The following is a 23,365-nucleotide window of genomic DNA, read 5'->3' on the forward strand; positions in this document are numbered from 1 at the left end:
CACGGGCGTTTGTGCTGTTCAGCGTCTCTGCGGACCAAGGCGATCACCTCCGGGTTTCCGTACCGTGCGGGAACCTTGCGTCCCAGATTCGGAGTTTTCGGCATGGCCAGTGGCACAGTGAAGTGGTTCAACTCGGAAAAGGGCTTCGGCTTCATCGCGCAGGACGGCGGCGGCCCCGACGTCTTCGCGCACTACTCGAACATCGCGACGTCGGGCTTCCGTGAGCTCCAGGAAGGCCAGAAGGTCACCTTCGACGTCACGCAGGGCCAGAAGGGCCCGCAGGCGGAGAACATCCTCCCCTCGTAACACCGCAGTCGGACCACGCCCCCAGGGGCACGGACGACAGGGCGCCGGCCCGGTGGGAATCCCCACCGGACCGGCGCCCGCCGCGTTTCCGGCACACGCCCCCGGCACACGCCCCCGCCACACCCCGCAGGAAGGCGGCCGTTTCTCCAGGTCGGCGCCCTCACGCCCCTCTTATGCCTGTCCCAGATGGCGCAATGGTGCGGTACCGGGGTGTTATGTAACAAAGCGTGCGTCCTCGCGGACGTGCGGTGACCAACAGGGTGTGTGCCACCCATGGAGTTCGGCAAAGGGAGCCGCGCCATGTCTCTTGACCCCCAGCCCGTACAGAACGACGATCTGCCCGTGGAGCCCGGCAACGAGCCCATACGAACCCTGCTCTGGACGGCGGCCACCATCCGGCCCCTGGACGAGGTCGCCGCGCTGGTCAGTCTCCTCAAGCGCACCGGAGAGTTCCCCAGCCCCGGTGACGAGGCGCTGCGGGCCGCAGCGGTGTCCCGCCCGGTCGACGAGGTCAGGCAGCTCGTCGCCATGCTCAACGAGCCCCCGCACGAGACCGACGAGGCCGACACGGCGCTGCGCGCCGTCGCGGTCGGCCGGTCCATCGAGGACGTCGCCCAGCTGGTGAACATCCTCGGTTCCGAGGAGGACGAGTCGGGCGCCACGGCCGCTCCCCGCAGCGCGCCCCCGGCGGACGGCCACGCCGATGAGAGGCCCGGCGCGGGCGCCGAGGAGCAGCGGTTCGCCGAGCGTGCGGCGCAGGAGCGGCAGCCCGAGCCCGCCGCGCGGCTGGAAGCGCCGGTTCCGCCGGTCGGGGCCGCGCGTACGAGCACGGCCTCCGGCGCGCCCGCGGCTCCCGCGGCCCCGCGGCGGCGTACCAACCCGGTCGTCGGCAGGACGGCCGACCGTACGGTCTCGCCCGCCCTGCGCTCGGTGCTGCGCTGGCCCGCCGCCGTCGCGCTGCTCGTGATCGGCGTGATCCATCTGCCGACCGACTTCGCCGGGCTGCGGTCCGGCGGGTACGCCAACGGCGTGTCGCTCGTCGTCACCGTCCTGTGTCTGGTGCTGGCCGTCCTGCTGGCGGTCCAGGACACGGTCTGGGTCTGGGCGGCGAGCGCCCTGGCGGCGGTCGCGATCGTGGCGGCCCACTCGGTGGCGGCCGGCTTCGGCACCGTCCACCTGCTGGCGAACAGCCTGGGCGACTCGTTCGGCTGGGCGACCACGGCCGCCGTGGTCTGCGCCGTACTCGCCGCTGTCCTGTCCGGCTCGGCGCTGAGCCGCCGGCAGAAGACGGCGGGTGCCCCCACCGACGCCTGACCCGCGCGAGCGGTACAGCGGCGCGCCCCCCGACGGATCCGTCCGTCGGGGGGCGCGCCGCTGTACCGAGACCGCTAGGCCGTCGGGGTGTCGCCGTCGGTCGGTTTACGGGCGGACAGTGGCGCCGCGATGTCTTCGAGGGACTTGCCCTCGGCCGCCACCGCGAAGACCACGGCGACCAGGCCCGCGAGCACCATCAGGGAGGCGCCGATGCAGAACGCGATGACCGCGTCACCGACGTTCCCGCTCGACGTGAGGCTGGAGAAGAGCAGCGGGCCCGAGATACCGCCGGCCGCCGTGCCGATCGCGTAGAAGAACGCGATGGCCATGGCGCGGGTCTCCATCGGGAAGACCTCGCTGACCGTCAGATACGCGGAGCTGGCGCCCGCCGAGGCGAAGAACAGCACCCCGGCCCAGCAGATGGTCATGGTCGTCGCGTTGAGCCAGCCGCTGTTGAAGACCCAGGCGGTGACGAACAGCAGCAGGCCGGAGAGGATGTAGGTGCCCGAGATCATCTTCCGGCGGCCCACGGTGTCGAAGAGCCGGCCGAGCAGCAGCGGGCCCAGGAAGTTGCCGAAGGCGATGGCGGCGAAGAAGTAGCCCGTCGAACCGCTGGAGACGTCGAAGAAGTTCACCAGGATCGAGCCGAAGCCGAAGGTGATGGCGTTGTAGAGGAACGCCTGTCCGACGAAGAGCGAGAAGCCGAGAATCGCCCGCTTGGGGTACTGCTGGAAGAGCGACGTGGCGATCTCGCCGAACCCGACGGAGCGGCGCTGTTCGATGGTGATGGCCGATCCGGGCTCGGGCAGCGGCTTGCCCTTCTCCGCCTCGATCTGCCGCTCCACGCCGTCGACGAGTTCGTTCGCGCCCTCCGACTGCCCGTGGATGAACATCCACCGGGGGCTCTCCGGGACATGCCGCCTGACCAGCAGGATGACCAGGCCGAGTACGACCCCGAGGGCGAAGGTGAGCCGCCAGCCGACGTCCTTCGGGAAGATGTCGGTGTTCAGAGCCAGCACGGAGAGCAGGGCGCCGCCCATCGCGCCGAGCCAGTAGCTGCCGTTGATGATGAGGTCGACCCGGCCCCGGTACTTGCTCGGAATCAGCTCGTCGATCGCCGAGTTGATGGCCGCGTACTCGCCGCCGATGCCGAAGCCGGTGAGGAAGCGGAAGAGGAAGAACCACCAGACGGAGAAGGAGAGCGCCGTCGCCGCCGTCGCCGCGAGATAGACGGCGAGGGTGATGAGGAAGAGCTTCTTGCGGCCGAACCGGTCGGTGAGCCAGCCGAAGAACAGCGCGCCCGAACAGGAGCCCGCCACATACAGCGCGGCGGCCAGACCCGTGACCTGCGAGTCGGAGATCGGCAGTCCGCTGCCGTCCTCCGACAGCCGGCTCGCGATGTTCCCGACGACGGTGACTTCGAGACCGTCCAGGATCCAGACCGTCCCCAGTCCGATCACGATCATCCAGTGCCATCGGGACCACGGGAGGCGGTCGAGCCTCGACGGGACCTTGGTGGTGATGGTCCCCATCGTGGGGGCTCCGGAACGGCTCATACTCTGCCTCCTGCTGGACAGCGGCTCCACCGGCGTCAACGGTGCTGGCTGCGGGTACCCGATGATCAAACTGCATAAACGGGGTACTTTCCCGCAGCGCCGTGCCGAACGAAGGGGGCGAAGGGAGCGAAATCGAGGCCGTTCCGGGTCAGGCCACGTCCGCCTTCTCCTGCTCGGCCGAGCGCTGGAGATCCTGCGGGATCTCCACGTTCCACGCGGTCATCACCGGGCGGTCGTGCTCGGTGCCGAGCCGGGAGATCGTGCCGGTCTCCAGCTTGAAGTACCCGCCGCCGGCCGGCGCGAGACCGAGGTAGCGGGCGGTGAGCACGCGCAGGAAGTGGCCGTGCGACACGAGCACGACGTCGTCGTCCGAGGTGCGCAGCGCCTCCAGGACCCTGGTGAGCACCCGGTCGGCGCGCTCACCGACCGCCGCCGGGCCCTCGCCCGGGTGGTCGGCGGGGCCGGGCGTCACTCCGTCGGTCCACAGGTCCCAGCCGGGCCGGGTCTCGTAGATCTCCTCGGTCGTGACGCCCTCGTAGCCGCCGTAGTCCCACTCGTGCAGATCCGGTACGACCTCGTAGGGGTCGAGACCGGCCAGCTCGGCGGTGCGCCGGGTCCGCTGCGCCGGGCTGACCAGCGTCAGCCCGATTTTGAGCCCCGCCAGCAGCGGCACGACGGCGACGGCCTGTCTCTCACCGTTCTCGGTGAGCGGGAGGTCGGTGAGGCCGGTGTGCTGCCCGGAGAGGGACCAGGCGGTCTCGCCGTGCCGTACGAGGATCAACTCACCCATCGGTGCCGCCCACTTCCCGCTGTCTGACCGTCCTGCCGCCGGAGTCCCCGGCGGCCTGCTCGCCACCAGTGTCCCCTGTAACGGCGGACGGGACATGGCGGGAATGCCACCGGGGGTCGTCGCGTTACACCGCATGTACCGCTTGATGCAAACGAAACCCATTCCCGGCTGAGGCCGGGGGTGGCGTTCACAGACAGTGTCTGGAGATGTTCATGGCACGCAGCGAGATCCGCCCGGTCATCACCCTGCGCTCCACCGCGGGTACGGGACAGACCTACGTGACGCGCAAGAACCGTAGGAACGACCCCGACCGGCTGGAGCTGCGCAAGTTCGACTCCGTGGCCGGCGAGCACGTCGTGTTCCGCGAGACCCGCTGACCGCGCGGCGGCCCGTTCCGGGCGCCCGAGACCGTCACTCCGCAATCGTCGTTCCGAGGAAGGATCACGTAATGAAGCCTCGTATCCACCCCGTTTCCCGTCCGGTCGTCTACCGCGACCGCGCCGCGGGAGCAGCCTTCCTGACCCGTTCCACCGCTGACTCGACTCAGCGGGTGGAGTGGGAGGACGGCAACACGTACCCCGTCATCGACGTGGAGATCTCCTCCGCGAGCCATCCGTTCTACACCGGCAAGGGCCGGGTCGTGGACACGGCAGGACGCGTGGAGCGCTTCGAACGCCGCTACGGGACAGGCCGCGGCTGACCTGACACCGGCCGGACGCGCCTGAATGCCTGACACGAGAACCGGGCAGCACCCCAGGAGGGGGCTGCCCGGCTCTTTCGCGTACTGGTGCGGGACGCGGTCCGCTCAGCCGACCGGCGCTTCGAGGGATTCCAGGGTCCGCACCAGCGGAGCCAGCTGCGGCAGCCGCGCCGCGGCGTCCAGCGCCTCGCGCAGCGCCGCGGCGTTGGTCGGCCGTGCCTCGGCGAGCAGGTCGAGACCCGGGGCGCTCACGTTGGTGTAGATGCCCCTGCGGTCGGTGGGGCAGAGATAGCGGACCAGCAGGCCGCGGTCCTCAAGGCGGGTCACCAGCCGGGTCGTGGCGCTCTGGCTGAGCACCACGGCCTCGGCGACCTGCTTCATCTGCAGATGGCCGCCCTCGCCGTCGTGCTGTCTGCTGAGCACGTCCAGCAGCGAGTACTCGCGCGCGCTCAGCTCGTGGGCCGCCTGAAGGGCGCGCTCTATGTGGCTCTCGATCCTGTCGTGCAGCAGCGAGAGGGCGCACCAGCCCTGGGCGAGGCCGGTGAGCGCGGGGTCGGTGGCGGTCATGCGTGCTCCTGCGGGAGGGGGTGCGGCCGGTACGGGTGCTGCTGTCCAGGATAGGGCACGACTGCAATAGAGTGCGCTTGCAAGTAGTCGGCGTGTGCAAGTATTGTCGACGCTTGTTAAGCGCACGTGCAATCATCCTCGGAAAGGCGACAGCCCATGCCGCTCGCACTCATCGCCCTGGCCATCGGGGCCTTCGGTATCGGCACGACCGAGTTCGTGATCATGGGGCTGCTCCCCGACGTCGCCGCCGACTTCGGTGTCACGATCCCGACCGCGGGGCTGCTGGTGACCGGCTACGCGCTCGGGGTCGTCGCCGGCGCACCGCTGATGACGCTCCTCGGCACCCGGATCTCGCGCAAACGCATGCTGATGCTCCTGATGGGGTTCTTCGTCGCCGGTAACGTCCTGTCCGCGCTCGCCACCGGCTTCGGCATGATGCTGGCCGGGCGTGTCGTGGCATCCCTCGCCCACGGAGCGTTCTTCGGGATCGGCTCCGTCGTCGCCGCGGGACTGGTCGCGCCGCACAAGAAGGCCGGCGCCATCGCCATGATGTTCACCGGACTCACCGTCGCCAACGTCGTCGGCGTACCGCTCGGCACCTACATCGGACAGAGCGTCGGCTGGCGCGCCACGTTCTTCGTCGTCGCCGCCCTCGGCGTCGTCGGTCTCGTCGGCATCGCCAAGCTGGTGCCGGAACAGCCGAGGCCGCAGGGTGTACGGCTGCGCCACGAACTGGCCGCCTTCCGCAACGCGCAGGTGCTGCTCGCCATGGCGATGACGGTCCTCGGCTTCGGCGCGGTCTTCGCCGCGATCACCTACATCGCGCCGATGATGACCGAGACGGCCGGCTTCGCCGACTCCTCCGTCACCTGGCTGCTGGTGCTGCTCGGCGTCGGCATGGTCGTGGGCAACCTCGTCGGCGGGAAGTTCGCCGACCGCCGTCTGATGCCGCTGCTCTACGTCTCGCTCGGCTCGCTCGCCGTCGTCATGGCGCTGTTCACGCTCACCGCCCACAACAAGGCCGCCTCCGCCGTCACGATCCTGCTGATCGGAGCCCTCGGCTTCGCGACGGTACCGCCGCTGCAGAAGCGGGTGCTCGACCAGGCGTCCGCGGCACCGACCCTGGCGTCCGCCGTCAACATCGGCGCCTTCAACCTCGGCAACGCACTCGCCGCCTGGCTCGGCGGCATCGTCATCTCCGCCGGATTCGGCTATACGGCGCCCAACTGGGTCGGCGCGGCACTCGCCGCTTCGGCGCTCGCGCTCGCCCTCGTCTCCGGCGCCCTTGAGCGCCGTACCCACCCGGCGGGCCGTCCGGTCGCCGGGTCGCCCGTCGTGGCCGGGCGGCAGGAGGAAGGTGTCCCCACCGCCACCCGGGGCTGACTTGCGGTGGCACAGCTCACACGGGGGAGTACGGGCGCCCTGGAACACCGACCTATGGTTGAGCGTTCATCCATATGTGGCTGAGCGGCCACCCAGGAACGGCCCCGACTGGAACCCCCCGAACCAGTCGGGGCTTTCCCGTGCGTGTGCCAGGCTTCGTGTCGACCGGCCAGACTCGTCGACACCCCTGGAGAACGACGCGTGTCCTCTCTTTTCCCAGCCCTGGCAACGGGCTCGGACCGGCCCGCCCTGCGATTCGGCGACCGCACGCTCAGCTACGACGAGCTGGCCGCTACGGCGACCGGCGTCGCCGCCCGGATCGCGGGCAGCGATCGGGTCGCCGTGTGGGCGACCCCCACCCTGGGCACAGCGGTGGGCGTGGTGGCAGCGCTGCTCGCCGGGGTGCCCGCCGTACCGGTCAACCCCGGCAGCGGGGAGCGCGAGCTGGCCCATGTCGTGACCGACAGCGCGCCCTCGCTGGTCATCGCGGAGCAGGACGCCGAACTCCCGCCCGCGCTGGCCGGGCTGGAACGCGTCGACCCGCGGGCGTCAGGACCCGGCGCCGCACTGCCCGACGAGCCTTCTGCCGAGTCACCCGCACTGATCGTCTACACCTCCGGCACCACAGGCCCGCCGAAGGGCGCCGTCCTGTCACGGCGCGCCGTCGCCGCCACCCTCGACGCGCTCGCCGACGCCTGGCAGTGGACCGCCGACGACGTCCTGGTCCACGCGCTGCCGCTCTTCCACGTCCACGGACTGATCCTCGGCATCCTCGGCCCGCTGCGCCGGGGCGGCTCCGTCGTCCATCTGGGCCGCTTCGAGAACGGGGCCGTCGCCCGCGCGCTCGCCGGGGGCGGCACGATGCTCTTCGGCGTACCGACCATGTACCACCGCGTCGCGGAAGCGCTCCCCGACGACCCCGCGCTCGTGAAGGCCCTGGCCGGTGCCCGGCTGCTGGTGTCGGGGTCCGCCGGGCTGCCCGTCCACGACCACCGGCGTATCGCGGCGGCGACCGGGCGCGGCGTCGTCGAGCGCTACGGCATGACGGAGACGCTGATGAACACCAGCGTCCGCGCCGACGGCGAACCGCGCACCGGAACGGTCGGACCGCCGCTCCCCGGTGTGGAGCTGCGGCTCGTCGACGAGTCGGACGCGCTGCTCGACGCGTCGGACGGCGAGAGCATCGGCGAGATCCAGGTACGCGGCCCGAACCTGTTCACGGAGTATCTGAACCGGCCCGACGCGACCGCGGCGGCCATGACCGACGGCTGGTTCCGCACCGGCGACATGGCCACCCGCGACGCGGAGGGCAACATCCGGATCGTCGGCCGCAAGGCCACCGACCTGATCAAGAGCGGGGGCTACAAGATCGGCGCGGGCGAGATCGAGAGCGTCCTGCTCGAACACCCGGGTGTGCGCGAGGCGGCGGTGACGGGGGAGCCCGACGACGACCTCGGCGAGCGGATCGTCGCCTGGATCGTCCCCGAACAGCCCGGCCAACCACCGACCCCCGAAGCCCTCGCCGCGCATGTGACCGCGCAGCTGTCGGCGCACAAACGGCCGCGCGTCGTGCGCTATCTGGATGCCCTGCCCCGCAACGACATGGGCAAGATCATGAAGCGGGCGCTCCATGACTGACAGCGGAGCGGCCGACGGGACCAGTGGCAGAGCCGGCCGCCTGACGGCACGTCAGGCGATTGCCGCCGTCACCGGCGGCGCCCCCGGCACCTTCACCGAACTGCCCGCCCCGCGCCGCGAATCGGCGCCCGGCGGACCGCTCGGCTGGAAGGGGTACGACGAACAGCGCGCCCGCGCCGCCGAACTCACCGGCGAGGACGAATCCGTCGTCTGCGGTCTTGCACGCATCGGCGGCGGCCAAGCGGTGCTGATCTCCTTCGAGTTCGGCTTCCTCGGCGGCTCGCTCGGCGAAGCCACCGGCGACCGGCTCGAAGCGGCCTACACCCACGCCCGCGAAGCACGGCTGCCCGTCGTCTCACTGATCGCCACCGGCGGCAGCCGCATGCAGGAAGGCATCCGCGCGCTGCTCCAACTCCAGCGGGTGGCACGGCAGTCGGCGCTCAACCGGAGCGCGGGGCTGCCGCAGCTCGCGGTGGTGCGCGACCCCACAGCCGGCGGCGGCTGGGCCACGCTCGGCGCGGGCGCCGATGTCGTACTGGCGCTGCCGGGCGCCCAGATCGGCTTCGCCGGATCGCGGGTCCGGCCGGCCGACGCCGACCCGTACGCGTACACGGCCGAGGCCCAGCTGGCGGCCGGTCATATCGACGGCATCGTGGCCGAGGGCGACCTGCGGGCAGCCGTCGCCCGCTGGCTGACTCTGCTCACCGGAGCCTCCACCGAGCCCGCGCCACCGCCCGTGGGGCTCGGTCACACCGGCCTGCCCGGCAGCGGCTGGGACGCGGTCGGCCAGGCCAGATCACCGCTGCGGCCACGCGCGGCCGCCTACCTCAACGCGTACTTCAGCGGATCCGAGCCGGTCAACGGCGACCGCTGCGGCGGCACCGACCCCGGCATGCTCTGCGGCTTCGGACGGCGCGACGGGCGTACGGTCGCCTACGCGGCGCAGTGCGGCACCCCCACCCTGCCGGCCGGCTACCGGACCGCCGCCCGGCTGATCCGGCTCGCCGACCGGCTCTCCATCCCGGTCCTCACGCTCGTCGACACACCCGGCGCCGCCAACGACGCCGAGGCGGAACGCACCGGCGCGGGCGCCGCCATCGCCGACTGCTTCGCCGCCATGGCCACCGTCCGGGTCCCGGTCACCACGCTGCTGATCGGCGAAGGCGGCTCGGGCGGCGCACTGGCCCTGTCCGCTCCCGGCAACACCTGGGCCACACCGGACAGTTACTTCTCCGTCATCGCGCCCGAGGCCGCCGCGTCGATCCTCAAACGCCCCCCGGAGGAGATCCGCGCGACAGCCGACCAGCTACGGCTGCGGCCCCAGGATCTGCTGGAACTCGGAGCCGTCAGAGGGGTGGTGCCGTCGTTATTCTCATGAGCCTCTCACCGGCCTTTCAGACAAGGTGTTTAAGGTGAAGCCGTGACGTATTCGACTCCGCCAGGCTGGCATCCCGATCCAGGACACACAGGTGACGGCCCCCGTCAGGAACGATGGTGGGACGGATCGGCGTGGACCGATCAGCTCCGCTCCGCCGACCCGGCGGCCTGGGGCGCCCCCGGAGCGCCGCCCTACCCGGCGGCGCCCCCACCGGCCCCCCGCAGGCGCGGCCGGCGATTCGCCATCGGTGCCACGGCCGTGGTGGTGGCCGCGGCGCTGGCCGGCGGTTTCTATCTGCTCGGGCGGAGCGGCGGCGACGACGACAACGCGAGTTCCGCCCCGTCCGCGGCCTCCTCACAGCCCGGTGGCGGAGGCGACAACGGCGGCCTGGGCGGCGACGGCGGTCTCGGTGGCGGGAACGGCGGTCTCGGCGGCGGTGGCAACGGCGGCGGGGACACCGGAGGAAGCGGCGGCGGGGACGACGGCGGTGGCAGCACCGGCGGCGGCCAGAACGGCGGACCGCAGCAGCCGCAGACCGAGGCGGGCTTCGCCACCGACGCGGCGAGCGGCATCAGCATCCCCGTGCCGGACGGCTGGAAGGGCCAGTCGGGCACGGTCGGCGCCGCCGTCTCGACCGGCGACTACAAGTGCCCGGGCGACGCCTCCAAGATGTGCGAGCGCGGCGGGGTCTCCTCCTCGCCGGCCGCGGCCCTGAACAACCAGGCGACGACCGCCAAGGCGACCGCGGAGAAGGACATCGCCGCCAACGCCAAGGAGTCGTACGGCGGCTCGGTCTACGGAAAGATCACCTCCCACCAGCAGCTCAAGTCCGAAGCGGTCACCGTGGCGGGCCAGCAGGGCTATCTGGTGCGGTGGAAGGTCGTCACGGCCAAGGGCGACGACGGCTATGTGCAGTCGCTGGCCTTCCCGTCACCGTCCAGCCCCAAGCTGCTGGTTCTCGTCCGCTCCGGCTTCGACGTCAACACCAAGGCGCCCAAGCTGACAGTCATGGACCAGATCACCAAGGGCATCAAGGCGGCGTCCGGCGCGGCCGGCGGCAGCGGCCAGGGAGCCTGACGGCACAGCCACAATCACCCGGCTCAGCACGTAGTTCCGAAGGGCGGTCCGCATCGGCGGGCCGCCCTTCGAGATCTTTCCGGGGTGCGGACAGGGCCGGGAGGGCCCCATCGCACGTACACTCCTCTTATGGGTTGTACACGTGCGATGAGGGAGTGCCTGCGACAGGCCGTGCCCTGCGCGTTGTGTTCGGCCGCCGCTCACGCGGTGGCGAACGGCCCCGGCCCGGTGTCCGCACCGGAAGCCGGCTGCCGCGCCCTGCACGGCCACGGCTAACACGTCCCGAGGTATCCCGGACGGCAGCGCGGCCCTGATCCCGCCGTACGCCAGGACCGGCATCAGCCAGGTCCGCCCCGGCCCCAGAGGCACCGGCGCCCCCAGGCGCGGCATCCCACCATCCGCACTTTCCCGTACGGCGCACGTCCCGTATCTCCCCACACCCCAGCGACGCCACGGCGCGCGACGGGCGCCCCTCGGTGCCCGCCGTACGGCCGGTGACGCCGCACCTTCGAGAGGATCCCTGTGAAGCTGAGCGAGTTGCTCGCCGGACACGACCACCAGATTCTGCAGGGCGACACGGAGACGGCGATCACCGCGGGCACCTGCTTCGACGCCCACCGGGCCACCCCGGGCTCGCTGTTCATCGCGGTGCCGGGACACCGGGAGGGCGGCCCCGAGTCGGTCGGCCCCGCGCTCGCCCGCGGCGCCGTCGCCGTACTGGTCGACGCGGGCTCTCCCGACCTGCCGGCGCCCGCCTGGGCCGCCGACGAGAACGTGTGCGTGGTGCGGGTACGCGACACCCGGGTGACCGCGGCCGTCGTCGCCTCCCGCTACTACGGCGAACCGGGCCGCGCGATGGACATGGTGGCCGTCACCGGTACCAACGGAAAGACCTCCGTCTCCTACATGGTGGAGTCCGTGCTGCGACTTGCCGAAGGCGCCCACGTCGGCGTCATCGGCACGGCCGGCAGCCGGATCGGCGACGAGCTGATCCCCATGCCGAGATCCGTGCTGACCACACCCGAGTCGCCCGACTTCCAGTACCTGCTGGGCGTCATGCGGGACCGCTCGGTCGGCACCGTCGTGCTGGAGGCCACCTCGATGGGGCTGCTCACGCACCGCGTCGACCACTCCTTCATCGACGTCGGCATCTTCACCAACCTGACGCAGGACCACCTCGACGACCACGGCACGATGGAGAACTACCGGGACGCCAAACTCCGGCTGTTCCAAGGACTCTGCCGGCGCGCCGTCGTCAACGCCGACGACCCGGTGGGCGCCGGGATCGCCGCGATGATGCCGGGGAACGTCAAGACGTACGCCCTGGACGCCGAGGCCGACTACCGGGCGACCGATCTGCACATGGACGCCTTCGGCACCCGCTTCACCCTGCACCACGCGGGACACAAGTACCCGGCGGCGATCCCGGTCCCCGGCCGCTTCTCGGTGGCCAACGCCCTCGCCACCCTCGCCGCCTGCCACCAGCTCGGCCACGACCTGCGCGGGCTGGTGGGCGCACTCGACCGGATGCCGCCGATCCCCGGCCGGTTCGAGCGCTTCGAGACCCCGAAGGGCACCGCCGTCATCGTGGACTACGCGCACTCGCCCGACTCGCTGGAGAAAGTCCTCACCACCATCAAGGACTTCGCGCGCGGCCGGGTCCTCACCGTCTTCGGCTGCGGCGGCGACCGCGACATCACCAAGCGCGCCACCATGGGCGAGATCGCCGGCACACACTCCGATCTGTGCGTGCTGACCTCCGACAACCCGCGTGACGAGGACCCGGAGGCGATCCTGGACCAGATCGCCCCCGGCCTCGCCGCCACCGGCACCCCGTACGAGCGGCTCGCCGACCGCCGCGAGGCCATCGCCTTCGCGCTGGCCTCCGCCGGGCGCGACGACATCGTGCTCATCGCGGGCAAGGGCAGCGAGCCGTACCAGATCGTCGGCGAGCAGCTGATCCCGTTCAGCGACATGGCGACCGTGCGCGAACTCGCCGGTTCCTGACCGGGGCCCGGGCGGCGGGTGGACTTCTGCGATGCTGGCCGCGTGCCGCCCACCGCCAGCGCCCCCGAACCGGTCACGCCCGAGCCGGTCACCCCCGATCCGCCCAGGCAGGAGCCGAGGCCCCTGCTCACCCAGTCGTGGCTGGACCTCGCCTTCCTGCACTGGGCCGCCGACCCGGCGACGGTGGCTCCGCTGCTGCCGCCGGGGACCGTCCCCGACACCCTCGACGGGACCACCTACGTGGGACTCGTCGCCTTCCGCATGCACCGCATCGGCTGGCTCCGGCTGCCCGGCATCCCGTATCTGGGCAGCTTCCCCGAGACCAACGTCCGGTTGTACTCCGTCGACGGACAGGGCAGGCGCGGTGTGGTCTTCCGCTCGCTCGACGCCTCCCGGCTGATCCCCGTCGCCGTCGGCAGGGCCGCCTTCGCGCTGCCGTACGTCTGGTCCCGGATGACCGTCGAACGCGACGGCGACACCCTCACGTACACCAGCCGCAGGCGGTGGCCGGGACCGCGCGGCGCGGCCAGCAGGATCCGGCTGCGGGTGGGGGAGCGCGTCGAGGAGCCCACCGCGCTCGAACACTTCGTGACGGCCCGCTGGGGGCTGCACAACACCGTGCTGGGACGCCCGCTCTTCCTGCCGAACAGCCATCCGCGCTGGGACCTGCACCGCGCCGAACTGACCGAGCTCTCCGAGGACCTGCTGACCGCCGCCGGGCTGCCCGCACCGGCGGACGGTCCGGTGAGCGTGCTCTACTCGCCCGGCGTGCCGGTACGGTTCGGCCGCCCGCGTCCCGCCCCCGCCGAACAGGTGACATGATCGGGCTCTTCAGCGTGAGGAGGAACCACAGTGCTGGTTCCGGCATCCACCGTGCACCTGGCCGACGGTCCGGGGGACTGGGCGGTGGTCGTGCTCGCGGGAGAGGTGGACCTGGGCCTGGTGCCCGAGGTACGTGAGGCGCTCGACGCGCTGCTGGCCGAGAACAGGACCCGGATCGTGCTCGACCTCGCCCTCGTGTCGTTCATGGACTCCGCCGGTATCGGTGTGCTGGTGTACGGAATGCGCCGGGCGGAGGCGCGGCCCGGCGGCGGGCTGCGGATCGCCGCGGCGGGCTCACAGGTCAGCAAACTGCTTGAACTGACCGGACTCTCCGAGGTCATCCCCGGGTACGCGGATCGGAAGGCCGCCTGCGAGGGGCGGTCCGGCTGACCTCGTGACGGGGCCGCCGAACCATGGTCCGCAAGGCCCTGCCGCCGGCGCGCGGCAGACACACTACGTGGGGGAGATCATGTCCGACGTCAGCTCAGACGTCAGCTCCGACCTCGGCCTGGAACCGGGCGGGTACGCCGACGGCGACCTGCTGTCCGCGCTGTTCGACCACGCGGGGGCCGGTATGTACGCCGTCGACGCCACCGGCCGCGTCATCGCCTGCAACCCCTGGGCCGAACACCTTCTCGGCTACGCCCCCGGCGGCCTCGTCGGACTCGACGCGCAGCTCGCGCTGCACCCGCCGCGCGCCGGCGAGCACGGCGTGCCCGTCCAGCAGCCCGCCCACAGCGTGGTCGCCGCCGGACGCCGGGTCAGCGGGGACAGGGCCGTACTGCTGCGCGCCGACGGCACCCAGCTGCCCGTCTGGTGGTCGGCGGCGCCCCTGCCGCGCGGCAGGGGCGCGGCGGACGGCCCCGGCGGCGCTGTCGTGGTGTTCCACGACACCGGCGCCGAGCGGGAACGCATCGACCGCAGCGCGGACCGCTACGCGTACAGCGAGATGGCCCGGGAACAGGCCGAGTACGAACTGGCCGAGGCCACCTGGCTCGGCGATCTGACGCTGGCCCTGGTGAGCACCCTGGAGGCGGACGAGGCCCTTGCCCGGGTCGCCAGGCTGCTGGTGCCCCGGCTCGCCGACGCCGCCGTCATCGACCTCGTCGTCGACCGGGGGCGGGTACGGCGAACCGCCTGGACCCACCAGGACACCGACCAGGTCCCCGCCGAAGTGCTCGAAGCCGACCCGCCCGCGTACGCGGAGGCCTCGGCGGCGCCGCTGGCCCAGGTGCTGACCGGCGGACCGACCCAGTATCTGAGCGCGCCCTTCCACACCGGGGACCCGGCGCCGCCCGCCGAAGGCGACGCACTCGGCAGGGCCACGACAGCCATGCTCACCGAACTCGCGGCCGAGCACGTCCTGATCGTGCCCGTGCGGCTGCGCACCAGCACCTTCGGCGCGCTGACCCTCAGCCGGGGCGCGGCGGGCCCGCCGTTCAGCGCCGCCGACCGGGTGCTCGCCGAGGAAGTGGCGCGCCGTACCGCGCTCGGACTCGACAACGCCCGGCTGCACGCCCAGCAGGCCGACATCGCGGCCACCCTCCAGCGCGCCCTGCTCACGGATCTGCCCGACGTCAGCACGCTGGAACTGGCCGCGCACTACCGGCCCGCCGAGCGGACCGCCGAGGTCGGCGGTGACTGGTACGACGCGTTCCCGCTGCCCGACGGGGACCTCGCCCTGGTGGTCGGTGACGTCACGGGCCACGACATACAGGCCGCGGCGCGGATGAGCGAGCTGCGCAACATGCTGCGGGCCCTGGCTGTGGACCGGCCCGACGAGGACCCCGGCACCATCCTGCGCCGCCTGGACAACGCACAGGCACATCTGGGGCTCGCCGACTCCGCCACCGTCGTACTGGCCCGGCTGCACGCCCTGCCGGACGGCGCCTGGCAGCTCAGCTGGTCCACGGCGGGCCACCCGCCGCCGCTGCTCATCACCGCCGACGGCAGGACCCGGTACCTGACCGACGCGCACTCCATGCTGATCGGGCTGCGCCCGAACACCGTCCGCCCGACCGCCACCACCGAACTGCCGCCCGGATCGACCGTCCTGCTCTACACCGACGGCCTGATCGAGTCCCGCACCCAGGACATCGACACCGGTATGACCCGGCTGCGGCAGCACACCGCCGTCCACCACGCACAGCCGCTGGACCGGCTGTGCGTCACCCTCGCCAGGACGCTCGGCGACATCAGGGACGACATCACCCTGATCGCCGCCCGTATCCCGCCCGCGCCGTGACCGCTGTATCCGCACGGCCGCCGACGGGCGCCGTACGCCCCGCTCAGCGCCGCTCGGCGGCCACCGCCGTGCCCAGGGTCTCCGGGGCGCTGCAGTACGCCTGATCGTCCAGCGGACGGTCCGTGCAGAACCGCGCGACGAGATCCGCGAAGTCGGCGATCCGCTCCACCGGCGCCAGATGGTCCGTCTCCTCGATGGTGAGGAACCGCGCCTCGGGCAGCCGCGCCGCCACCTCGCGGCCCATCTCCGGGGTGCACAGGGTGTCGTGCTCACCGGTCACGACCAGGCTCGGCACGGCGGGCACCGGCTCGGGGCGGTACCACTCGTGGCGCATCAAGCGGGTGTTGTGCTCGGCCGACATCCGCAGCTGCTCGGGCGTCTGTCCCGCGATCTGCTGGTAGACCAGCCGGGACACCGCCGCGTGCTTGCGCACCCGCCCGGTGCCGGGCGGGGACATGAACCGGTCCGCCAGCTCGCGTGCGATGGTCTCCGTCTCACCACGCTCGATCATCACGGCCCAGCGTTCCATCGCCGCCGCGTAGTCGGCCGGGATCCGGGTCGTCATGCCGACCAGCAGCAGCCGCGCCAGCATCCCCGGGTAGTGCTGGGCGAAGCGCACCCCGACGGCGCCGCCGTAGCAGGCGGCGACCAGATTGATCCGCGCCACCCCCAGCTCCGTCAGCAGATGCCGGACCGCCGCGGCCAGGAAGTCGACGCCGTACGAGGCGGGCAGGAAGTCGGCGGTCCCGTAACCGGGCAGGTCGACGGTGATCACCTGCCCCAGCGGGGCGAGCCACTTCTCGTGCCGCTGCCACGAGTTGCGGTCCTGCGACGACCCGCCGAGCACCAGCAGGGGCTCGGTCACCGGCGTCTCGTTGTGCACGATCCGGCAGGTGTAGCGGAACCCGTCGAACGTGAGATCCCGCTCCTCGACCCGGCCGGGTACGCCGTCCCGGTCGGCCGCCTGCTCCGGGACGGTCCGGTGAGCACGCGGCGATTGCTGGTCCTGGGCGAGGACGGCATCGATGGTCATGGGTGGCTCCAGAGCTCCGAAACGGGCAACGACGTCCTTGCCTAGCAGTACGCGCGAGCCGACCGGACATCATTGCCCCGTACGAGGGCGTTTCGCCCGCCGGGACCCGCTGATGGATTCGACACTCGTTCAGCCGGGGGACGCTTGACTTCGAGCGCGCTCGAATCCGTAGCCTGAGATGTATGACAACGCCGCAACACACGATCGGATCAGGGTTCGGAGCCCGCACCACGGCGGCCGAGACGCTGCACGGGATCGACCTCACCGGGAAACTCGCCGTGGTGACCGGCGGCTACTCGGGCCTCGGCCTGGAGACGACACGCGCCCTGGCAGGCGCCGGCGCCCACGTCGTCGTACCGGCCCGCCGCCGTGAGGTGGCGCAGGAGGCGCTCGCCGGCCTCGACGGGGTCGAGGTGGACGAACTGGACCTCGGCGACCTGGAGAGCGTACGGGCCTTCGCCGACCGCTTCCTCGCCTCGGGCCGTGCCATCGACATCATGATCAACAGCGCCGCCGTGATGGCCTGCCCGGAGACCCGGGTCGGGCCGGGCTGGGAGGCGCAGTTCGCGACCAACCACCTCGGTCACTTCGCCCTGGTCAACCGGTTGTGGCCGGCCGTCGCCCCGGGCGCGAGGATCATCTCCGTCTCCTCGGCGGGCCACCGCAACTCGGCCATCCGCTGGGACGACCTCCAGTTCGAGCACGGCTACGAGAAGTGGCAGGCGTACGGCCAGGCGAAGACGGCCAACGCGCTGTTCGCCGTGCGGCTCGACGCGCTGGCCCAGGAGAAGGGCGTGCGGGCCTTCTCGCTGCATCCCGGCGGCATCCTCACCCCGTTGCAGCGCCATCTGCCCAAGGCGGAGCAGATCGCGCTGGGGTGGATCGACAAGGACGGCAATCTGCTCAACAACTCGTTCAAGACGCCCGAACAGGGCGCCGCCACCCAGGTGTGGGCCGCGACCTCGCCGCAGCTCGCCGGGAAGGGCGGGGTGTACTGCGAGGACTGCGACATCGCGGAACCCGCGGACGAGGGCGAGTTCAAGGGCGGCGTGCGCGCGTACGCCACCGACCCCGAGCAGGCGGCCCGGCTGTGGGCGCTCTCGGCGGAACTGACCGGCGTCGACGCCTTCGCCGCCACCGCCTGAGCGGGGCGCGGCAGTTCGTGACGCGGCGCCGTACGTGGCGCCGTGAACGCACGACCTCCCCGGCCGGACAGGTGGTCAGACTGTCGGGCCGGGGAGGAGTGTGACGACAGGGGAGCGCCCCCGCTTCGTACTGTGCCGCGCCCCTGTTTCCGCTGCGGTGCTAGTTCTTCGCTGCGCCCGGCAGGGCGTTGGCGAGCTTGGCGCAGTTGGTGCCGTTCTTGCCCGCGGTCGAGTCACCGATGGTGCCCGACCAGCTGACGCACTGTCCCTTGGCGGCCAGGTAGACCGGACCCGCGTACGACGTGTAGTTCCCGGCGTCGACCACCGGAACGCCGCTCGGGGCCAGGCGGATGCTCGCCACCATGTACACCTTGGCGCCGGTCTTGGCCCGCTGCGTCACGACGCAGTTCTTGCCGGTCTTCGCGTTGTACGTGAGGAAGACCGTCCCCGCCGTACCGATCGGCGCCGAGTTCACGACCCCGTAGCCGGCGCCACAGACGCCGTTGTAGACCGCCGCTGCCGCTGCCTTCGGAACCGGCTTGGCCGCGGCCTCGGTCCGGGTGGCGGCCCCTGCCTGCGGTGCGAGAATCGCCGCCCCGCAGACCAGGGTGGTGGCGAGTGCGCCGATCGCGGTGGCACGCTGAGAGAAGATCATGTCTTGCCCCGTTTCCTCGATTGAGTGACGCTGGTCACGCGTCACATTCATTACGACCCGTGAGGCCGGGCAGGAGTTGTAGGGCCCGCTGCCTGTTACAAAATCGGGACACTTCACGACAAGGAAGGTCATCGGAGATGGCGAAAGCGCCGCGAATGACCCTGACGGGCACGGTTCTGTCCGCCCCCGATGTGCCGCTGCTGGCGGGCTTCTACCGGGAACTCCTCGGCTGGGACGTCGCGCAGGACGAGCCCGACTGGGTCAAGCTGACACCGCCGGGCGGCGGCGCGAGCGTGGCGGTCCAGCACGAGGAGTCCTACACGCGGCCCCGTTGGCCCGCCGAGGACGGCCGTCAGCAGATGATGCTCCATCTGGACATCGAGGTGGACGATCTGGTGTCCGCCACGGCCTACGCGGTGTCGCTCGGCGCCGAGGTCGCCGCGTTCCAGCCGCAGGACGACGTACGGGTCTGCCTCGACCCGGCGGGCCACCCGTTCTGCCTCTGGGTGGCGACGGACTGACGGACTGACGGGCCGTCGGGTCAGCGGGCCTCGCCGAGCCCGAGATGCTCCTCCAGTCGGCCGATGCGCTCCGTCAGCGGCTGGATCTCCCGCCGGACGGCGGCGGCGAGTGCCTGCTGCCCCGCGGCCGGCGCCGCCGCACCCTCCTGGGACGTCACCTGCGCGCGCAGATGGACGTAACCGGCCAGCGCCGCGGTGACGGCGCGGCGCACCAGCCGGGGCTCGGCGCCGAGGCCGCGCAGCACCTGACCCGCCGTGCCGTCCGGCTCGGCGGCGAGGCCGAGCAGCAGATGCTCACAGCCGACGTAGTTGTGACCCAGGGAGGTGGCCTCCGTGACCGTCAACTCGAGTGCGGCGGCGGCCTCCACGCTCAGCTGAGGATCCCCGCCGTCGCCGGCCCGGCCGTCCTGCGCCGTCCCGGCGCGCCGCAGGCCGAGGTCGCGGGTGACCTGGGTGGGGGGAATCTCCATGGCGCGCAGCACCTGAAGCGCGAGGTTGCCGCCCTCGGCCAGTACGGCGGCGAGCAGATGGCCGGTGCCCACCTGCTCGCCGGACGAACGCGCGTCCGCCACGGCGAGCTTGAGCACCGTGCGGGTGCGTGAGGTGAAGTGGGAGAGGGCTCCGACGGGTTCCTCGATGTCCAGCCCGCTCAGGACGGTTTCGCGGATGGCGGTCACCCGCCGAACCGCCTGTTCGAGCGCACGCTGGCAGACGGCCGACACCGGCACCCCGGCGTCCTTGACCGCTTCCGCCAGGTCGTCCGGCAGATACACATTGATTTTGGGCATGACAGACCGCTCCGATGCTGGATCGACAATGTACCCCCACCGTAACCCCGGAGGGGTTATGGTGTAAGGGGTCAGGTCGGTACGGGCGGTCTCGGCGGCCGGATCAGGCGGTGCCCCGGTGGGTGAGGGTGGTCGGGAGCGTCAACTGGCGGTGGCTCTTGGCCGGGTCGCGGATCTCGTCGAGCAGCAGCCGGGTGATGGACCGTCCGATGTCCTCGGTCGGCTGGCGCACACTCGTCAGGGGCGGCACGGTGTGGTGCGCCACGATCGAGTCGTCGAAGCCGACGATCGCCACGTCCTCGGGGACGCGCCGGCCGCGCCGGCGCAGCTCGGTCATCGCACCGGCCGCCATCACGTCGGAAGCGGCGAAGACCGCGTCGATGTCGGGCCGCCGGTCGAGCAGTTCGCCCATGGCGGCCCGGCCGCCGTCCTCGGTGAAGTCGGCGGGGGCCACCAGCGTCTCGTCCGGCCGTACGCCGAGTTCGGTGTGGGCGTCGCGCCACCCCTGGAGACGGCTGTGGCCCACGTCCATGTCCAGCGGTCCGGTGATCGTCGCGACCGTACGGCGCCCCTTGCCGAGCAGGTGGCGGACGGCGGACGCGGCCCCGCCGAGGTTGTCCGCGTGCACATGGCTGAGGGCCTCGGCCGGTGAGCGCCGGCCGGCGAGCACGGTCGGGATCTGCATCTTCTCCAGCAGCGCCGGCAGCGGATCGTCCCGGTGCACGGCGACCAGCAGCACCCCGTCGACCCGCTGCGCCTCCAGGAACCGGGTCAGCCTGGTCAGCTCACGCGGGTTGCGGACGAGGATCAGCAGCAACTGCATCTCCGTGTCGGCCAGTTCCGTGCTCACCCCCCTGATGACGGCGGAGAAGTACGGCTCGGAGGCCAGCCGGCTCTCCGACTCGGGGATCACCAGCGCGATGCTGTCGGTCCTGCTGGTGACGAGGCTCCGCGCCGCCGGGTTGGGCACGTAGTTGAGCTCGGCGATCGCTGCCTCGACGGCCTTCCTGGCCTTCGGGCTGACGCCGGTCGAGCCGTTGACGACCCGGGAGACCGTGCCCCGGCCCACGCCGGCCAGCGCGGCGACGGCCTCAAGGGTCGGTCTCTGGCCCTGCCGGTTGCGGGGGTTCATCTGTTCTCCTGCTCCGTGATGTCTGTGGAGAGTCTTCCATAATCGACTGGGAGCGCTCCCAAGGTGCACGGGAATGCCGCTGGCCGGTTTCCGTGCGTGGACGCAAGGCGTCTTTCCCCGACATGACGGTCCGTTGCCGGACATAGCGGCGATGTGCCCGCTTGACCTGGGCAGTTGGTGGGCGCATGGGCGGCCTTTGGGGTTCCTTTGGCCAATGCATGTACCCCATATGAACAGTTGATCGACAGAGTGGCTCATTGCGTGTGGCCACCAACTACCTCGCCCCGCCACGCGCGTTCACTAGCAACGCAGGGGGTTCTATGAGATCCAGCCGACCGCGCCTGCGGGCCGGACTGGCCTGGGCAGCGACACTGTCCATGGCCACCGGTGCCCTGGCGCTCGGTATCCAGTCCGCCGGAGCCGACAGCGGCCCCGCCGGACGCGCCGCCCTCCACGGCATCAAGCCGCTCTGGGCGACGCAGCAGGCGGACCGTGGTGCCGCCCCGGATGCCGGCAAGATCACCGCTCGCGTCTATCTCGCCGGACGTGACGCCGCTGGTCTCGCGCAGTACGCCAAGGAGGTGTCCGACCCGAACTCCGCCTCGTACGGCAAGTATCTGAGCGCGAAGCAGACGGCGGCCCGCTTCGGTGCGAGCGAGCAGCAGATAGCCCAGGTCACCGCCTGGGTGAAGTCCGCAGGACTCAAGGTGACCGGCACCAGCCGGCACTACCTGACGGTGAGCGGTTCCAAGACGGCGGTGGAGAAGGCGTTCTCCGTCAAGCTGCACAAGTACGCGAAGGGCAGCAAGACGTACCGCGCGCCCGACGCGACACCTTCGGTGCCGGCGTCGCTGGGCGGCGCCGTCCTCACGGTGACCGGTCTCGACAACGCGCCGCGCAAGTCGCACCACGACGACACGCTGCCGCCGCCGGACGCCGTGTTCCGCAACGCCGGTCCGTTCTCGACCTATTACGGGTCGAAGACGGACAAGAAGCTCCCGTCCGCCTACGGTTCGAAAGCGCCGTACGCGATCAAGGGCTACACCGGCGAGCAACTGCGGGCCGTGTACGGAGGGAAGAACTACTCCGGCAAGGGTGTCACCGTAGCCATCACGGACGCCTACGCGTCGCCGACGATCGCCAAGGACGCCGGCGAGTACGCGAAGCGTAACGGTGACAAGAAGTACCGTGCGGGACAGCTCTCCCAGGTGCTGCCCGCCGACTACAACAGCACCGAGGAATGCGGAGCCTCCGGCTGGTACGGCGAGGAGACGCTCGACGTCGAGGCGGTCCACGCGGTCGCTCCCGACGCCGACATCACCTACGTCGGCGGGGCTTCGTGCAACGACGACGATCTGCTCGACTCGCTCGGGAAGATCGTCGACGGGCGCCTCGCCGACATCGTCTCCAACTCCTGGGGCGACGTGGAGGCCAACCAGACACCGGCCGCCGCCGCCGCCTACGACCAGGTGTTCCAGACGGGCGCCGTCGAGGGCATCGGCTTCTACTTCTCCTCCGGCGACGCGGGCGACAATGTCGCGTCCACCGGTACGAAGCAGGCCGACGTTCCCGCCAACTCGGCGTGGGTGACGGCAGTCGGCGGTACGTCGCTGGCCGTCGGCAAGAACGACAAGTACAAGTGGGAGACCGGCTGGGGCACGCTGCTGGCGCCCCTGTCGGACGACGGCACCAACTGGACGGACTTCCCGGGGTCTTACACCTCCGGGGCGGGCGGCGGCACGAGTGCCACCGTGCCGCAGCCGTTCTACCAGAAGGGCGTCGTCGCCGATTCGCTCTCGAAGGCGAACGGCACCACCGCCCCGATGCGTGTCATCCCGGACATCGCGGCCGTCGCCGACCCGAACACCGGGTTCCTCGTCGGTCAGACCCAGACGCTCGCCGACGGCACGCAGGGGTACGACGAGTACCGCATCGGCGGTACCTCGCTGGCCGCTCCGGTCATCGCGGGCGTCCAGGCGCTGGCTCAGCAGGCGCACCACGGCCTGCCGATCGGCTTCGCCAACCCCGGCATCTACCAGCGGTACGGCACGTCGTCCTACCACGACGTGAACGACCACCCGCTGGGCGCCGGGCAGGGTCTCGCCGTTGTCCGTAACGACTTCGTCAACGGGCAGGACGACACCGACGGCATCTCCACCTCGCTGCGTTCCCTCGGTCACGACAGCTCGCTGTCCGCGACCCCGGGATACGACAACGTGACGGGCGTCGGCAGTCCGGCGGCCGGCTACGTGAAGTCGTACAGCAAGAAGTAGCGGGACACGTCAGCACGAAGGCGGCCCTCGCGTGA

22 protein-coding genes are annotated in these 23,365 nt (G+C 71.4%); 15 read left to right on the plus strand and 7 right to left on the minus strand.

Annotation, left to right across the window (positions count from 1 at the left end):
- The first annotated feature begins 102 nt into the window (after positions 1–102).
- Together OHS57_RS35030 and OHS57_RS35035 are read left to right on the plus strand one after the other, a co-directional pair.
- A complete protein-coding gene (locus OHS57_RS35030) occupies positions 103–306 on the plus strand; it encodes a cold-shock protein (protein ID WP_041994569.1) in 204 nt (67 codons plus the stop codon).
- Between the two features lie 300 nt (positions 307–606).
- Entirely contained in the window at positions 607–1,620 is a 1,014-nt protein-coding gene (locus OHS57_RS35035) for a hypothetical protein (RefSeq protein ID WP_328584562.1), read from the plus strand.
- Positions 1,621–1,694: 74 nt separating this feature from the next.
- Here OHS57_RS35035 and OHS57_RS35040 read toward each other — a convergent pair whose 3' ends face one another.
- Positions 1,695–3,176, minus strand: coding sequence for an MFS transporter (locus tag OHS57_RS35040; RefSeq protein WP_041994572.1), 1,482 nt, complete (start codon positions 3,174–3,176; stop codon positions 1,695–1,697).
- Between the two features lie 148 nt (positions 3,177–3,324).
- Positions 3,325–3,966, minus strand: coding sequence for a histidine phosphatase family protein (locus OHS57_RS35045; protein WP_328584563.1), 642 nt, complete (start codon positions 3,964–3,966; stop codon positions 3,325–3,327).
- Positions 3,967–4,178: 212 nt separating this feature from the next.
- On the opposite strand from OHS57_RS35045, the gene rpmG reads away from it, so the two are divergent.
- Positions 4,179–4,343 (plus strand): 50S ribosomal protein L33, encoded by a 165-nt coding sequence (gene rpmG, locus OHS57_RS35050; RefSeq protein ID WP_052457308.1) that lies wholly within the window; start codon positions 4,179–4,181, stop codon positions 4,341–4,343.
- A gap of 71 nt (positions 4,344–4,414) precedes the next feature.
- Positions 4,415–4,666, plus strand: a complete 252-nt coding sequence (locus tag OHS57_RS35055) for a type B 50S ribosomal protein L31 (protein WP_041994579.1) — start codon at positions 4,415–4,417, stop codon at positions 4,664–4,666.
- A gap of 105 nt (positions 4,667–4,771) precedes the next feature.
- On the opposite strand, the gene OHS57_RS35060 is transcribed toward OHS57_RS35055, so the two are convergent.
- On the minus strand, positions 4,772–5,233 hold the full coding sequence (locus OHS57_RS35060; RefSeq protein ID WP_041994582.1) for a MarR family winged helix-turn-helix transcriptional regulator: 462 nt from the start codon (positions 5,231–5,233) through the stop codon (positions 4,772–4,774).
- Between the two features lie 156 nt (positions 5,234–5,389).
- Here OHS57_RS35060 and OHS57_RS35065 point away from each other — a divergent pair, with 156 nt between their 5' ends.
- The 8 genes from OHS57_RS35065 (at position 5,390) to OHS57_RS35100 (ending at position 15,783) form a co-directional block, all read left to right on the plus strand.
- Complete coding sequence (locus tag OHS57_RS35065) at positions 5,390–6,616, plus strand: MFS transporter (RefSeq protein ID WP_041994585.1); 1,227 nt, start codon at positions 5,390–5,392, stop codon at positions 6,614–6,616.
- A 201-nt stretch (positions 6,617–6,817) separates the two neighbouring features.
- Positions 6,818–8,254, plus strand: a complete 1,437-nt coding sequence (locus OHS57_RS35070) for an acyl-CoA synthetase (protein ID WP_328584564.1) — start codon at positions 6,818–6,820, stop codon at positions 8,252–8,254.
- Positions 8,247–9,632 (plus strand): carboxyl transferase domain-containing protein, encoded by a 1,386-nt coding sequence (locus tag OHS57_RS35075; protein ID WP_328584565.1) that lies wholly within the window; start codon positions 8,247–8,249, stop codon positions 9,630–9,632. The genes OHS57_RS35070 and OHS57_RS35075 overlap by 8 nt, the downstream gene beginning before the upstream one ends.
- A gap of 42 nt (positions 9,633–9,674) precedes the next feature.
- Positions 9,675–10,709, plus strand: a complete 1,035-nt coding sequence (locus OHS57_RS35080) for a DUF2510 domain-containing protein (RefSeq protein WP_328584566.1) — start codon at positions 9,675–9,677, stop codon at positions 10,707–10,709.
- Between the two features lie 522 nt (positions 10,710–11,231).
- Positions 11,232–12,716: a UDP-N-acetylmuramoyl-L-alanyl-D-glutamate--2,6-diaminopimelate ligase gene (locus OHS57_RS35085; protein WP_041994594.1), complete on the plus strand. Its 1,485-nt coding sequence runs from the start codon at positions 11,232–11,234 to the stop codon at positions 12,714–12,716.
- Positions 12,717–12,758: 42 nt separating this feature from the next.
- Complete coding sequence (locus OHS57_RS35090; RefSeq protein ID WP_328584567.1) at positions 12,759–13,538, plus strand: YqjF family protein; 780 nt, start codon at positions 12,759–12,761, stop codon at positions 13,536–13,538.
- Positions 13,539–13,568: 30 nt separating this feature from the next.
- Positions 13,569–13,928 (plus strand): STAS domain-containing protein, encoded by a 360-nt coding sequence (locus OHS57_RS35095; protein ID WP_052457222.1) that lies wholly within the window; start codon positions 13,569–13,571, stop codon positions 13,926–13,928.
- A 79-nt stretch (positions 13,929–14,007) separates the two neighbouring features.
- Positions 14,008–15,783: a SpoIIE family protein phosphatase gene (locus OHS57_RS35100; protein ID WP_328584568.1), complete on the plus strand. Its 1,776-nt coding sequence runs from the start codon at positions 14,008–14,010 to the stop codon at positions 15,781–15,783.
- A gap of 43 nt (positions 15,784–15,826) precedes the next feature.
- On the opposite strand, the gene OHS57_RS35105 is transcribed toward OHS57_RS35100, so the two are convergent.
- Positions 15,827–16,816, minus strand: a complete 990-nt coding sequence (locus tag OHS57_RS35105; RefSeq protein WP_328584569.1) for an alpha/beta fold hydrolase — start codon at positions 16,814–16,816, stop codon at positions 15,827–15,829.
- A 182-nt stretch (positions 16,817–16,998) separates the two neighbouring features.
- Between OHS57_RS35105 and OHS57_RS35110 the strand changes: the two genes are divergently transcribed.
- Positions 16,999–17,961, plus strand: a complete 963-nt coding sequence (locus tag OHS57_RS35110; protein WP_328584570.1) for an SDR family NAD(P)-dependent oxidoreductase — start codon at positions 16,999–17,001, stop codon at positions 17,959–17,961.
- 160 nt (positions 17,962–18,121) lie between these two features.
- Here the strand turns inward: OHS57_RS35110 and OHS57_RS35115 are convergent, their stop codons facing one another.
- A complete protein-coding gene (locus OHS57_RS35115) occupies positions 18,122–18,616 on the minus strand; it encodes a hypothetical protein (protein WP_041994603.1) in 495 nt (164 codons plus the stop codon).
- Between the two features lie 137 nt (positions 18,617–18,753).
- Here OHS57_RS35115 and OHS57_RS35120 point away from each other — a divergent pair, with 137 nt between their 5' ends.
- Complete coding sequence (locus tag OHS57_RS35120) at positions 18,754–19,137, plus strand: VOC family protein (RefSeq protein ID WP_328584571.1); 384 nt, start codon at positions 18,754–18,756, stop codon at positions 19,135–19,137.
- 20 nt (positions 19,138–19,157) lie between these two features.
- Here the strand turns inward: OHS57_RS35120 and OHS57_RS35125 are convergent, their stop codons facing one another.
- Positions 19,158–19,925 carry a Clp protease N-terminal domain-containing protein gene (locus tag OHS57_RS35125; protein ID WP_328584572.1) on the minus strand — a complete coding sequence of 256 codons (768 nt, stop codon included), beginning with the start codon at positions 19,923–19,925 and terminating at the stop codon, positions 19,158–19,160.
- A gap of 103 nt (positions 19,926–20,028) precedes the next feature.
- A complete protein-coding gene (locus OHS57_RS35130) occupies positions 20,029–21,057 on the minus strand; it encodes a LacI family DNA-binding transcriptional regulator (RefSeq protein ID WP_041994609.1) in 1,029 nt (342 codons plus the stop codon).
- A 320-nt stretch (positions 21,058–21,377) separates the two neighbouring features.
- Between OHS57_RS35130 and OHS57_RS35135 the strand changes: the two genes are divergently transcribed.
- Positions 21,378–23,330: a S53 family peptidase gene (locus OHS57_RS35135; protein WP_328584573.1), complete on the plus strand. Its 1,953-nt coding sequence runs from the start codon at positions 21,378–21,380 to the stop codon at positions 23,328–23,330.
- The last annotated feature ends 35 nt before the right edge of the window (positions 23,331–23,365 follow it).

The organism is Streptomyces sp. NBC_00370, from assembly GCF_036084755.1.
Classification (GTDB): Bacteria; Actinomycetota; Actinomycetes; order Streptomycetales; family Streptomycetaceae; genus Streptomyces.